Origin of the sequence: Hymenobacter baengnokdamensis (assembly GCF_008728635.1) — a bacterium.
Lineage (GTDB): Bacteria > Bacteroidota > Bacteroidia > Cytophagales > Hymenobacteraceae > Hymenobacter > Hymenobacter baengnokdamensis.
The window spans coordinates 836,729-848,917 of sequence record NZ_CP044285.1; the positions used below are offsets into that span (position 1 = coordinate 836,729).

Sequence of the window (12,189 nt, forward strand, 5' to 3'; positions counted from 1 at the left end):
GGGCCGCAGCCCTGCAAAATACACTCCGGCGCCGGGCGGCGTCGAGAAGGGCAATATTCTTTTATCAAAATCTAATTCGACTTAACACAATCATCTAATATACAGAAAATTAATCAACAGCAGCCCTTCCAGCTAAAGTCTGACAAAGTGAAAAGTCGGCTGGCAGGGGCTGGGGTGAAGCTGCTAGCTTCGGCTTATTCTTTTACCGCTAGCCCTTTCGCCATGAACCGATTGCTACGCCTGGCACTGCTGGTGCTCGCCGCCCTGTTTGCCCACCCAGCCGGGGCCCAGGACCTGCTTACCCGTACCGACGGCACCGAAATTCAGGTGAAGGTGGTTGAAATAACCCCCGACTTGGTAAAGTACCGCCGCACCGACAATCCGGACGGGCCGCTCATCAGCGTGCGCAAGACGGAGGTTTTTCGCATCCGCTACGCCAATGGCACGCAGGAGCTGGGTAGCCCACCGGCGCCCGCCTATCTGCCGCCCAACCCGGCCAGTGGGTACCCTACTGCCGTGCCCGGCGACGAGCAGACGGCCGAGCCCGTGCACCTGAGCGGCCCACGCCTGGGCTTCACGGTGCTCACCGATGGGGTGCTAAGCCACGCCCGCGACCAGGTAGGCAGCCTCAGCCCCTTCCTGACGCAGTTTGGCTGGCAGTTCGAGTCGCGGCTGTTTCGCCTGCCCAATGGCACGAGCGGACTGGTCGAGTTCGTGCCGCTGGTAGGGGGCCTGGAGCAGGGCCTGTTTATTCCGAGCGTGAGCGGGATACTGGGCCTGCGCGGGCCCAAAGGCTTTGAGTTTGGGCTGGGGCCCAACCTGACTCCGATGGGGGCCGATATCGTGCTGGCGCTGGGCACGTCGTTTCACTCCAATGGCATCAATTTTCCGGTCAACCTGGCCGTGGTGCCCGGCCACAGTGGGGCGCGCATCAGCCTGCTTTTTGGCTTCAACAGCCGGCGCAATTAATAACCGACCGGGTTTTACCTTACCACTACTCGCATGAGCCTGCGCAATCTTCTTCTCTTCCTGAGCTGTCTCGCCAGCCTGCTGCTGGCGGCTCGCTTCTCCCGGGCCCAGCAGCCCGCCCTCCCCACCGATGTACTTCTGCTTACCAGCGGCCAGGAAATCCGGGGCCGGGTGCTCACCATTACGCCCGATGAGGTGAGCTACCTGCCGCGGCCCGACTCCGTAAGCCCGGCCAGCGCCCGGCCCGATACCCTGCGCCTGCCCGTGGCAACGGTTTTTTTGGTGCGCTACGCCAATGGCACCCACGAAGTGCTGGCTACGCACAGCCCTTCGGTGCGGCCGGGCACCGAACCGTTGGTGGGCCTCAGCAGGGCGCAGCGGCAGCAGCTGGGCCGGCTCGATGCCCAACGCTACTATCACCAAAGCGGCCCGTACTGGGCAGCATTTGGCACCACCCTCTATTTAGGGCCGCTGCTGGGTCTGGCGCCTACCATCGGCATCAGCAGCGTGCCGGTGCGCGCCCGCAACCTGGCTGCGCCGCCGCTGCTCGCCGATGCCGACTATGCCCACGGCTACCAGCAGCAGGCCAACCGCAGTAAGCGCGGGCGCACCTGGGCCGGCTATGGCACTGCTACGGGGGTATACGTAGTACTTTTCGCGGCCTTGCTGGCGAGCCTGAGCCATTAAGCCAAAACCTGCTGAGCGGGCGGTGCGTACAAGACGCACATCCCATCCTTTTCCACATTTCACCCATGGACCTCAACAATAATAACCTCAACGACCAGACTGAGCTGCGCGCTCGTGGCGACTGGAACCAGATTAAAGGGGCTGCCAAGCAGAAGTGGGGCAACCTCACCGACGACGACCTGACCTACCAAGAAGGCAAGCAGGACGAGTGGTTCGGCCAGCTCCAGCAGAAAACCGGCCACGCCATCGACGACATCAAGAGCTGGTTTCACAACACCTTCAGCTCGGACAGCAATACGAACACCACCAACACGTCGAACCAGAACCGTAGCTAGCAAATAGCTTGCGGCTCATACTAAAGAAGCCCCGTCCTGGGTAGGACGGGGCTTCTTTAGTATACAATATATTTAAATTTTAATATATATTAAAATTACACTCAATCCCACAGGCTGGCGGCTACGCGATAGGTATTGGCGTGGGCTTCCACAATGTCAGCTATTTTTTCGGAGTAGCCGCCGCCCATGCATACCACTACGGGCAGCTCGCGCTGGTGGCAGGCGGCCAGCACGAGTTCATCGCGCCGGCGGCAGCCTTCCCGCGTGAGGGCGAGGTAGCCCAGCTTGTCGGTAGCCAGCACATCGACGCCGCTGAGGTAAAACACAAAGTCGGGCCGTACCTGCTCGTCGAGCAGGCGCGGCAGTACATCGGCCAGCCGGGCAAGGTATACTGCATCGCCGGTGCCATCGGCCAGCGGCAGGTCGAGGTCCGACACTTCTTTACGGCCCGGGAAGTTGCGGGCCCCGTGCATTGAAAACGTAAATACGCGCGGCTCGTGCCGAAAAATAGCGGCCGTGCCGTTGCCCTGGTGCACATCAAGGTCGATAATGAGTATCTGGCGCACCCGCGTCGGCTCATGGGCCAGCAGCCAGTTGGCCGCCACGGCCTGGTCGTTGAGCAGGCAAAACCCCTCGGGCCGGCCGGCAAACGCGTGGTGCGTACCACCGGCGATATTGAGTGCCACGCCCCCGCCCGCCGCCAGCACCCGCTGCGCACAGCCAATGGTACCCCCAAGCAGTATCAGCTCGCGCCGGGCCAGCGCCGGCGACCACGGAAAGCCGCTGGCCCGCTCTTCGGGGCGCGTCAGCTGGCCGTGCAGCAAGCGCTGCACATAGTCGGCCTCGTGCGTCAGCAGCACATCGGCCAGGGGTGGCGGCACGGGCACAAAAAAATCGGAAGCAGTAGCCGTGCCCTCATGTAGCAGCTGCTCAGGTAAAAGCTCATACTTTAGCATCGGAAACCGATGGCCCGGCGGCAGCGGCAGCACATAATCAGCAGCAAAAGCAATGTGCATACGTGGGTAAAACGGTGCTACCGCTAAAAATAGTACTATACTGAAGTTAACATAAGTACCCGGTACTGTTCAAAAGCAGGCTTTAATCCGATTAAATAGGGCAAGCATCTGGCAATAAGCTAGCTCATTAGCTTACAACTACCATCCGGTTTTACACCTATTCCGTAGTTTAAACTTAACCGTCATTTGCTTAGGATTTTTCTCACCTGCTTACTGCGCCTCAATGGCCTCTCCTTACTTCAAATCAACTGAGCGGAGCTCCCGGCGCTACCGGCGCTACCGGCGCTCCTCTTTCAACGGCGCTAAGCAACTGGAGGCCGCGCGAGCTCCCGCTCGACGTATCCTGCTGATTATCGTCCTATTAAGCATTGCCCTAGTAGCTGGTGTGGTAGTGGCAGCCTACCTGGTTAGTATTAAGTAGCGCCCGTTATTCGTCGAGCAGGCTGCCGAAGAGGCCGCCCAATACGGTGCCGCTTTCTTTTTTGGCATTGCCACCCCAGGGAGCCAGGGCCTGAATGAGCTTTTTGACGGGCATTGACTGAATCCAGACGCGGCCCGTGCCGCGTAGCGTCGCCAGCAGCAGCCCTTCACCCCCGAATATCATCGACTTTAAGCCCCCGGCGCGGGCCACGCTGAACTCGATGCCGGGCTCAAAGGCGACGATGCAGCCCGTGTCAACGCGCAGCAGCTCGTTGTGAAGCTGCTTCTCGATGATGGTGCCGCCGGCATGCACGAAGGCTTTGCCATCGCCGGTGAGCTTTTGCAGGATAAAGCCTTCGCCGCCAAAAAAGCCCGCGCCCAGCCGCTGGTTGAAATGCACGCTGATTTGAGTACCCCGGGCAGCGGCCAGAAAGCCGCTCCGCTCCACAATGAGGCCATTGGGTAGGGTACTCAGGTCGACGGGAATAATAGTGCCCGGATAAGGGGCCGAAAAAGCAACCCGGCACTTGCCATAGTTGCCACGGTTCGTAAAATGGGTCATAAACAAGCTTTCGCCCGTGATGAGCCGGGTACCCGCCGAAAACAGCTTACCCAGCAAGCCCTGGTCAGGCGTTGAGCCGTCGCCCATCTTGGTTTCAAAGGCAATCGCTTCCTCCATGTACACCATGGCGCCGGCTTCGGCGATAACGGTTTCCTGCGGGTCCAGCTCTACTTCGAGCACTTGAATATCGGAGCCAAGAATACGGTAGTCAACGTCGTGGGAGCGCACGGGTACAAGCAAGTTAGGATGAAGCGCAAATGTAGCGCTTCACCCAATTTGTAGGAGCCCGCAAACATAGGAACCTGCTGGAATGGCCGCCCAGTGTCTACAGAGACGCCACAGAAACCGGTGAAGAGCGGGCTGCTTAGTACGCTAGCGAAACACCTTCTTTATAGCCTATTCGGGCAACTCAAGGCGGGTTTCGGCGGCTTCATCGGCTTCGTTGCCGACTGTCTTTTTGCGCTTGGCTTCGCGGCTGGTGCGCTTCATGAAGTCCTCGTCGGTTTCTTCGGGCTCGTCCTGCTGGCTATCTGCCACGGGGAATACCTCATCGTCCTCCTGCGCCAGGCGCGCAGCTTCGGCGGCAGTTTTGGCCTGAGCGTCTTCGCCAAACTGACCTTCGCGGTGCACTATTTTTTTGTCGCGCACGTGGCGGCCCAGAAATTGATTTATCTGCTCGATGGAGTAGTTGGAAGTTATCTCACCCAGCGGATTTACCCCAATTTCGAAGCCTTCCAGCTCTTTATGGACGCGCGCCTTTTTTTCGGGTTCGGGGGCTTTTTGCTTGGGTTTAGTGGGTTTTTTGGCCATAACAGAATACGGAGAGCGGTTAACGAATTACCGGTGAAAGCAAGCACCGCCTTATACGACAGAAGGCCGCGCCGTATACGCATACGGCGCGGCCTCCAACAAAGGTTTTTGGCCGAAGCCAACCCCTGGGCTTATCCCAAGCGCTCCACGGCCATGCGCAAGCGGCCGGCTACCTCGCCGCTACCCAGAATTGCCAGCGTTTCGAACAGGTCGGGTCCAGCGGCGGCGCCGGTCACGGCTACGCGCAGGGCCTGCAACACCTGGCCGGGCTTCAGCGCCTGGGCTTCCATCGTCTGGTTAAATAATGCCTTCAGCACCTCCGCATTGGCGCTGGGCTCCGAGTTGGCGGGCAGTGCATCGGCATAGGCAAGGAGGGCAGCACTCACCTGCGGGTTCCACTTTTTGGCTACCACCGCCGGGTCATACTCCATCGGAGCATCGAAGAAGTACTTGGCTTCCTGCCAGAAATCGTGCGGGAAGCTGACGCGCTCTTTCATCACGCCCACAATCTGCTCGGCTTTGGCCCGGTCGCAGGCAATATCGTGCTCGGCTAATGCTTGCAGCAGATAAGGTGCCAGCTTGGCGTCGGACTTGGCCCGCAGGTAATGCTCGTTGAACCACTTTACCTTCGCCTGGTCAAACTTGGCGGGCGACTTGCTCACGCGCTCAATCGAAAAGGCCTCAATCAGCTCCTGCATCGAGAAAATCTCCTGCGCTGTGCCGGGGTTCCAGCCCAGGAAGGCCAGAAAATTGACCAGCGCCTCGGGCAGGTAGCCTTCCTCGCGGTAGCCTTTGCTGAGGGTCGGCTCGCCGGTTTCGGCGTCGGTGCCGCGCCACTCCAGAGCGAATACCGGGAAGCCCAGGCGGTCGCCGTCGCGCTTGCTGAGCTTGCCGGTGCCGTCGGGCTTGAGCAGCAGCGGCAGGTGGGCAAACTGCGGCATGGTCTTTTCCCAGCCCAGGTAGCGGTACAGCAGCACGTGCAACGGGGCCGAGGGCAGCCACTCTTCGCCCCTGATAACGTGCGAGATGTCCATCAGGTGGTCATCCACAATATTGGCCAGGTGGTAGGTAGGCATGCCATCCGACTTCATCAGCACCTTGTCGTCGATGGCCGACGAGTGCACCACCACCCAGCCCCGAATCATATCCTGAAAGCGCACTTCCTCCTTACGCGGCACCTTGAGGCGAATAACGTAGGGCGCGCCGCTTTCCAGCAGCTGCTTTACCTCGTCTTCGGGCAGGGTGAGCGAGTTGCGCATTTGGGCGCGCGTGATGCTGTTGTATTGCGGGTTGGGCACCTTGGCAGCCTGCAGGCGCTCGCGCATCACGTCCAGCTCCTCGGGGGTGTCGAAGGCGTAGTAGGCGTAGCCATCGCGGATAAGCTGGTCGGCGTATTCGCGGTACATGGGCTTGCGCTCGCTCTGGCGGTAGGGCGCGTGCGGGCCGCCCTTCCAGGGGCTTTCATCCAGCTCAATGCCTACCCATTCGAGGCTCTCGCGGATGTAGTCTTCGGCGCCGGGCACAAACCGATTCTGGTCGGTATCCTCGATGCGCAGTATCATGGTGCCGCCCAGCTTGCGGGCCAGCAGGTAGTTGTAGAGCGCCGTGCGGACGCCGCCAATGTGCAGCGGCCCGGTGGGCGAAGGGGCAAAGCGCACCCGGACAGGTCGGTTACTCATAATGCCGCAAAGGTAGCTTGTGCGGTAAGCTTTAGCTTGCCGCCGGTCGAATAGTCCGTTACCAACCCAACGGCAGGCTAAAGCTTACTGCCCAGCCTACCCTACCGCGATGCAGGAGATTTCCACCTCTACGTCGCGCGGCAGGCGGCTCACTTCTACGGTTTCGCGGGCCGGGGCGGTGGCTTCGTCGAAATACGTGCCGTATATCTGGTTGATAGTGCCGAAGTTACTCAGGTCTTTTACGAAGATGGAGCACTTTACTACGTCGGTGAGCGCCAGCCCGGCGGCTTTTAGCACGGCCGTGAGATTTTGCAGCACCTGGTGGGTTTGGGCGGCTACGTCGCCTTCGCCCACGAGCTGGCCGGCGGCGCTTAGTGGTATCTGGCCCGATACATACACGGTGCTGCCGGCTTTAATAGCCTGGCTGTAAGGGCCAATAGGCGCGGGCGCCTGGTCGGTGAGGATAACTTGGTGAGACATTTTGGGAAATGTGAAAATATGGGGAATGCGGAAGAGGTGAAAATGCCCGGCTGAAACGCAAAAAGGGGAATGTGGAAGCGAAAATGCCTGGCTAACTATGCCAAAATATTTTCACCTCTTCCACATTCCCCGCATTTTCACATTAATAAGCCTACTCTACCGTCACCGACTTGGCGAGGTTGCGGGGCTGGTCTACGTTGCAGCCGCGCAGCACGGCAATGTGGTAGCTCAGCAGCTGCAGCGGAATAACGGACACGAGCGGCATCAGCACTTCCGAGGTTGCGGGCACCTCAATAACAAACTCCGCCATAGCCGGAATGGTTGTGTCGCCTTCCGTTACGACGGCAATGATGCGGCCCTTACGGGCTTTTACCTCCTGAATGTTGCTTACCACCTTCTCGTACGAGCTATCCTTGGTAGCGATAACCACCACCGGCATGCTCTCATCGATGAGGGCGATGGGGCCGTGCTTCATCTCGGCGGCGGGGTAGCCTTCGGCATGAATGTAGCTGATTTCCTTTAGCTTAAGTGCCCCTTCCAGCGCCACCGGGAAATTGTAGCCCCGGCCCAGATACAGGAAGTTGGGCACATCCTTGAAAGTTTCGGCAATCAGCTGAATCTCGGCATCGAGCTTAAGGGCCTTTTCCACTTTAGTCGGAATGTTGTGCAGCTCCGTTACCAGCTCGCGCAGCTTGGTATCGGAGAGCGTGCCCCGGCGCTGGCCCATGCACATGGCCAGCAGCGTCAGCACCGTTACCTGGGCCGTAAAGGCCTTGGTAGAGGCTACGCCAATCTCGGGGCCGGCGTGCGTGTAAGCGCCCGCATCGGTCGCGCGGGCAATGCTGCTGCCTACTACATTGCAAATACCGAATATTGTAGCGCCTTTGCTCTTGGCCAGCTCCAGGGCCGCCAGCGTATCGGCCGTTTCGCCGCTCTGCGAGATGGCAATCACGATGTCGCGCTCCGAGATAACCGGGTTGCGGTAGCGGAATTCTGACGCGTACTCTACTTCTACCGGAATGCGGGCCAGGTCTTCAATCAGGTACTCGGCCACCAGGCCGGCGTGCCAGCTCGTACCGCAGGCCACGATGATGATGCGCTGGGCATTCACAAACTTCTGCTCATAGGCCCGGAAGCCGGCCATGTTGAGATGGCTGCCACCCAGCTCCAGGCGGCCACGCATGGAGTCGAGGATAGAACGAGGCTGCTCGAAAATCTCCTTGAGCATAAAGTGCTCATAGCCACCTTTTTCGATGCTGTCCAGCTCCAGCTCCAGGCGCTGGATGTAGGGCGTCTGCACTACGTCTTCGCGCGAGCGAATGGCCAGCTGGCCATCACGAATCACCGCCAATTCATAGTCATTTACATATACTACCTCATTTGTATATTCAATAATTGGCGTAGCATCGGAGGCCACAAAAAATTCGCCTTCGCCGATGCCGATAACCAGCGGCGAGCCTTTCCGGGCTGCGATAAGCTGGTCGGGGGCATCTTTGCTTAGCACTACGATGGCGTAGGCCCCAACTACTTCGTGGAGCGCCAGCCGGACAGCCTCTTCCAGCGAGCAGGCATTGTTCGTCTGAATATCTTCGATGAGATTGACGAACACCTCCGTATCGGTATCGGAGTGAAATACGTGGCCCTGTTTCTGCAAGTGCGTTTTCAGCGCCGCATAGTTCTCAATAATGCCATTATGGATAATGGCAATCCGCTCCGAGGTAGAGTAGTGCGGGTGGGCATTTACGTCGTTGGGCTCGCCGTGGGTAGCCCAGCGGGTGTGGCCCATGCCCACCGTAGCGTGCGTGTCCTTATCTGTCAGAAAGGCTTCGAGGTCGGCTACCTTACCCTTCTTTTTATACACGCTCAAGTCGCCGTTGAGCAGCGCCACGCCGGCCGAGTCATACCCGCGATATTCGAGGCGGTGTAGTCCTTTGAGGATAATAGGGCAGGCCTCACGATGACCCAGATATGCTACAATACCGCACATGTGCAGGAGAACAAAAATGTAAGTTTAAGATAAAGTTTTTTCGCCGGTACCAGCCAACTCGCGGGTGTCTGGCAATTTCAAAACCAGGCTGGCCTTTAACCTCCGCTGATTTAATAAAGCGCTACCGGCCGCTGGCTCCGCCCAAAGCGAGGCCAGCGGCCGGTGGGGATAACAAAGTTACGACGGAGCCGCTCAACCAGCAGCCAGCTGGCTTACTGCTTAATTGGCAGCCAATTCATCGTAGAGGGCTTGATACGAGGACAGTAGATTTTCGTCGGCCGCTACCTGGCTCAGGCGGTTGTTGAGGGCGTATTCCTTAAACAGGCCATTGAGGTTATCCGAAAAATCTTCGTCGGAGCGTACCACCGTATCAGCGTACTCCATGCCGAGCTTTACGAAGCCCGAAAAATCGGCCGACTTGAGCGCGGTGAGCATCTGGTCGTCGATGTCGAGCATCTTGGCCTTTTCGACCAGATTGCCTTCAAATTTGTCCAGAAACTCGTTGTTGTATACTGTAAATACCGATTTGGCATCCTTGAAAACCGGGTCCTTCTTATAAGTCGTTTTCAGGTAGAGCGGGATGAGCGAGGTCATCCAGTCGTTGCAATGCACGATGTCGGGCGACCAGCCGAGCTTCTTTACCGTTTCGAGCACACCCTTGCAGAAGAAGATGGCGCGCTCGTCATTATCGAGGTAAAACTTGTCGTTTTTATCAACCAGCGCCGATTTGCGGTGGAAGTAATCTTCGTTGTCGATAAAATAAACCTGTAGCTTCGCAGTCGGAATGGATGCCACCTTAATTACCAACGGCTTTTCGTCGTCGCCAACTGCAATGTTGATGCCCGAGAGGCGAACCACTTCGTGCAGCCGATTCTTGCGCTCGTTGATGATGCCAAAACGCGGCACAAAAATCCGGATTTCAGCTCCTGACTCCTGCATTCCGGCCGGCAGGCGGCGCAGCAGCTCCGCTACCTTCGTAGTCTGGAGAAAGGGGTCTATTTCGGTGGCCGCGTACAGAATGCGCAACTTCGACATAACGGATTGACTAAAGGATTTGGTAACAGGCCATAGATTGGCTCCACAAAATTACGCATTTTTTCCCGAATTTTCAATAAAATTCGCTCAGATGTATCGTATTATCTCTTAGCTTGATGCATATTTTTACTACCGCCGCCGAGCTGCGGGCCTACGCGGAGGCCAACCGCCGGGCGGGCCGACGCCTGGGCCTGGTGCCCACCATGGGCGCCCTGCACGCTGGCCACCTGCAGCTGGTGCAAGCAGCAGCGGCTGAGTGCGATGAGGTTATCGCCAGCATTTTTGTTAATCCGACGCAGTTTAACAACCCCGACGACCTGCGCCTCTACCCGCGCCTGCCCGAACAGGATACGGCCCTGCTGGCCGGCGCGGGCTGCGCGGCCCTCTTCATGCCCGGCGTGGCCGAAATATATCCGCAGCCCACCGTGCTACGCTTCGATTTTGGGCCCCTGGAGCGCGTGATGGAAGGCGCCCACCGCCCTGGCCATTTCAATGGCGTAGCCACGGTGGTCAGCAAGCTCTTTCACCTGGCCCGACCGCACCGGGCGTATTTTGGGCAGAAGGATTTTCAGCAGGTCGCTATTGTGCGTCAGCTTATTGCTGACTTGTCGTTTGACCTGGAATTAGTGGTGGCGCCCACCGTGCGCGAGGCCGACGGGCTAGCTATGTCATCGCGCAACCGCCGCCTCTCGCCCGAGGCGCGGGCTGTGGCGCCAGTACTTTATCAAGTGCTGCAAGCCGCTGCTCAGCAAGTGCGGCAAGGCGTGGCGCCAACCGAAGTCCAGACTAACGCATATACTGAGTTGCAGCAGTCAGCAGAATTCAATACCGAGTATTTTGAAGTGGCTGACGCTCAAACATTGCAGCCGCTTGCTCACTATGAGGCCGGCCGCCCCGTAGTGCTGTGCGTGGCGGCCCACCTGGACGGTGTGCGGCTGATTGACAATGTAGTGGTGTAGCGCAAAGCCGGCGCTTTGCGCTACTGCCGGGCCTGGCTGTAATCGATTTCGGTGTTATCGCCGAGATTGAGGCTGTGGTTCAACCCTCTGAACGAGGCGTCGGAGCCCACAATGCAGTCGCTCATCACGGCCGAGCTGAGCTCGGAATACGAGCCGATGATGCTGTCGCTGACGATGGTGTGGCGGATAATGGTGCGGTCGCCGATAGCCACATTGGGGCCGATGATGGCGTGCTCGATGCGGCAGCCTACGCCAATGCTCACCGGCGGAATAATGACCGTGTCGGGAAACTCGGGATACTCGCGCACCTGCCGAAACTCGGGCTGGTCGAGCAGCCGGGCATTGGCTTCGAGCAGTGTTTCCTTGCGGCCGCAGTCAAACCAGTTATCGACGGCGGCCGTGCGCATGGGCTCCCCTTCCTCAATGAGGTGCATCAGCGCATCGGTAAGCTGGTACTCCTCATGGGTGCGGCGGCCGGTGCTGAGCAGCCACTCCAGGGCTTCGGCCAGCTTTTCGGCATTGGCAATCTTGTAGAGGCCCACCAGCGCGTAATTCGACTTCGGAATGCGGGGCTTTTCCACTACGCGGCTGACCTCGCCGGCGGCGTTGGTTTCGACGAGGCCAAACAGGCTGGGCGTTTTCACCTCTTTCACGGCCAGCACCGAGCCGGGCTGGCGAAGTAGCGCTCGCAAATCAATATCGACAATGGTATCGCCGAGCATGATGAGCACACCGTCGGGGTCGTGGCGGAAGGTTTCGCGGGCTACCCACAGGGCATGGCCCAGGCCTTCGCGCGGCTCCTGCACCACAAAGGTGGAGTTGAGCTCGGGATAGTTGCGGCGCACGTACTGCTCGATTTTCTCGCCCAGGTAGCCAATAATAAATACGAACTCGGTGAGGCCCGCCCCACGTAGGCGGTCGATGATGTGGCCCAGAATGGTATTGCCAGCCACCGGTACCAGGCTCTTGGGCTGGGTGTGGGTGTGGGGGCGCAGGCGCGAGCCAATGCCAGCAACAGGAATAATGGCTTTCACTAGAGGGAAAACGGAGAAAAGACGATAAATAGCTAGCGCGTACCGGGCCAAAGCCCGCGTAAGCCGGCTGAAAGATGGGCATGAAACCGCCGCTAGCACAACGGTAAAGGTGAGCTTGCGTACTTTGGCCGGCCGCTAGCTACTAAACTACCAGCGGCGGCCGGAGTTCGGCGCTGGCAGCAGGTTGGCAGCCACAGCCGGCTAAGATACTTGTTC

12 protein-coding genes are annotated in these 12,189 nt (G+C 58.8%); 4 read left to right on the forward strand and 8 right to left on the reverse strand.

Going from position 1 to position 12,189, the window contains the following annotated elements:
• The first annotated feature begins 222 nt into the window (after positions 1–222).
• The 3 genes from F6X24_RS03490 (at position 223) to F6X24_RS03500 (ending at position 1,991) form a co-directional block, all read left to right on the forward strand.
• Complete coding sequence (locus F6X24_RS03490) at positions 223–969, forward strand: hypothetical protein (RefSeq protein WP_151086630.1); 747 nt, start codon at positions 223–225, stop codon at positions 967–969.
• 33 nt (positions 970–1,002) lie between these two features.
• Positions 1,003–1,656 carry a hypothetical protein gene (locus tag F6X24_RS03495; protein ID WP_151086632.1) on the forward strand — a complete coding sequence of 218 codons (654 nt, stop codon included), beginning with the start codon at positions 1,003–1,005 and terminating at the stop codon, positions 1,654–1,656.
• A 65-nt stretch (positions 1,657–1,721) separates the two neighbouring features.
• The gene (locus F6X24_RS03500; RefSeq protein ID WP_151086634.1) at positions 1,722–1,991 is read left to right on the forward strand and encodes a CsbD family protein; all 270 of its coding nucleotides are present in this window, start codon (positions 1,722–1,724) and stop codon (positions 1,989–1,991) included.
• A gap of 101 nt (positions 1,992–2,092) precedes the next feature.
• Here F6X24_RS03500 and F6X24_RS03505 read toward each other — a convergent pair whose 3' ends face one another.
• From F6X24_RS03505 to F6X24_RS03535, 7 genes are all read right to left on the reverse strand, one after another.
• Positions 2,093–3,007 carry a histone deacetylase family protein gene (locus tag F6X24_RS03505; RefSeq protein WP_151086636.1) on the reverse strand — a complete coding sequence of 305 codons (915 nt, stop codon included), beginning with the start codon at positions 3,005–3,007 and terminating at the stop codon, positions 2,093–2,095.
• Positions 3,008–3,434: 427 nt separating this feature from the next.
• Positions 3,435–4,217, reverse strand: coding sequence for a TIGR00266 family protein (locus tag F6X24_RS03510; protein ID WP_151086638.1), 783 nt, complete (start codon positions 4,215–4,217; stop codon positions 3,435–3,437).
• A gap of 168 nt (positions 4,218–4,385) precedes the next feature.
• Entirely contained in the window at positions 4,386–4,799 is a 414-nt protein-coding gene (locus tag F6X24_RS03515; protein ID WP_151086640.1) for a hypothetical protein, read from the reverse strand.
• A 131-nt stretch (positions 4,800–4,930) separates the two neighbouring features.
• Positions 4,931–6,478, reverse strand: coding sequence for a glutamate--tRNA ligase (gene gltX / locus F6X24_RS03520; protein ID WP_151086642.1), 1,548 nt, complete (start codon positions 6,476–6,478; stop codon positions 4,931–4,933).
• 96 nt (positions 6,479–6,574) lie between these two features.
• On the reverse strand, positions 6,575–6,958 hold the full coding sequence (locus tag F6X24_RS03525) for a RidA family protein (RefSeq protein ID WP_151086644.1): 384 nt from the start codon (positions 6,956–6,958) through the stop codon (positions 6,575–6,577).
• A gap of 151 nt (positions 6,959–7,109) precedes the next feature.
• Positions 7,110–8,945: a glutamine--fructose-6-phosphate transaminase (isomerizing) gene (glmS, locus tag F6X24_RS03530; protein ID WP_151086646.1), complete on the reverse strand. Its 1,836-nt coding sequence runs from the start codon at positions 8,943–8,945 to the stop codon at positions 7,110–7,112.
• Between the two features lie 219 nt (positions 8,946–9,164).
• Positions 9,165–9,980: a glycogen/starch synthase gene (locus F6X24_RS03535; RefSeq protein WP_151086648.1), complete on the reverse strand. Its 816-nt coding sequence runs from the start codon at positions 9,978–9,980 to the stop codon at positions 9,165–9,167.
• Between the two features lie 116 nt (positions 9,981–10,096).
• Here F6X24_RS03535 and panC point away from each other — a divergent pair, with 116 nt between their 5' ends.
• Positions 10,097–10,939 (forward strand): pantoate--beta-alanine ligase, encoded by an 843-nt coding sequence (gene panC / locus F6X24_RS03540; protein WP_151086649.1) that lies wholly within the window; start codon positions 10,097–10,099, stop codon positions 10,937–10,939.
• Positions 10,940–10,959: 20 nt separating this feature from the next.
• Here the strand turns inward: panC and F6X24_RS03545 are convergent, their stop codons facing one another.
• The gene (locus tag F6X24_RS03545) at positions 10,960–11,973 is read right to left on the reverse strand and encodes a sugar phosphate nucleotidyltransferase (protein ID WP_151086650.1); all 1,014 of its coding nucleotides are present in this window, start codon (positions 11,971–11,973) and stop codon (positions 10,960–10,962) included.
• Positions 11,974–12,189 lie beyond the last annotated feature (216 nt).

Coding starts and splice junctions, on each gene's coding strand:
- F6X24_RS03490 (WP_151086630.1), top strand. CDS start 223: ATGAACCGATTGCTACGCCTGGCACTGCTGGTGCTCGCCGCCCTGTTT.
- F6X24_RS03495 (WP_151086632.1), top strand. CDS start 1,003: ATGAGCCTGCGCAATCTTCTTCTCTTCCTGAGCTGTCTCGCCAGCCTG.
- F6X24_RS03500 (WP_151086634.1), top strand. CDS start 1,722: ATGGACCTCAACAATAATAACCTCAACGACCAGACTGAGCTGCGCGCT.
- F6X24_RS03505 (WP_151086636.1), bottom strand. CDS start 3,007: ATGCACATTGCTTTTGCTGCTGATTATGTGCTGCCGCTGCCGCCGGGC.
- F6X24_RS03515 (WP_151086640.1), bottom strand. CDS start 4,799: ATGGCCAAAAAACCCACTAAACCCAAGCAAAAAGCCCCCGAACCCGAA.
- gltX (WP_151086642.1), bottom strand. CDS start 6,478: ATGAGTAACCGACCTGTCCGGGTGCGCTTTGCCCCTTCGCCCACCGGG.
- F6X24_RS03525 (WP_151086644.1), bottom strand. CDS start 6,958: ATGTCTCACCAAGTTATCCTCACCGACCAGGCGCCCGCGCCTATTGGC.
- glmS (WP_151086646.1), bottom strand. CDS start 8,945: ATGTGCGGTATTGTAGCATATCTGGGTCATCGTGAGGCCTGCCCTATT.
- F6X24_RS03535 (WP_151086648.1), bottom strand. CDS start 9,980: ATGTCGAAGTTGCGCATTCTGTACGCGGCCACCGAAATAGACCCCTTT.
- panC (WP_151086649.1), top strand. CDS start 10,097: ATGCATATTTTTACTACCGCCGCCGAGCTGCGGGCCTACGCGGAGGCC.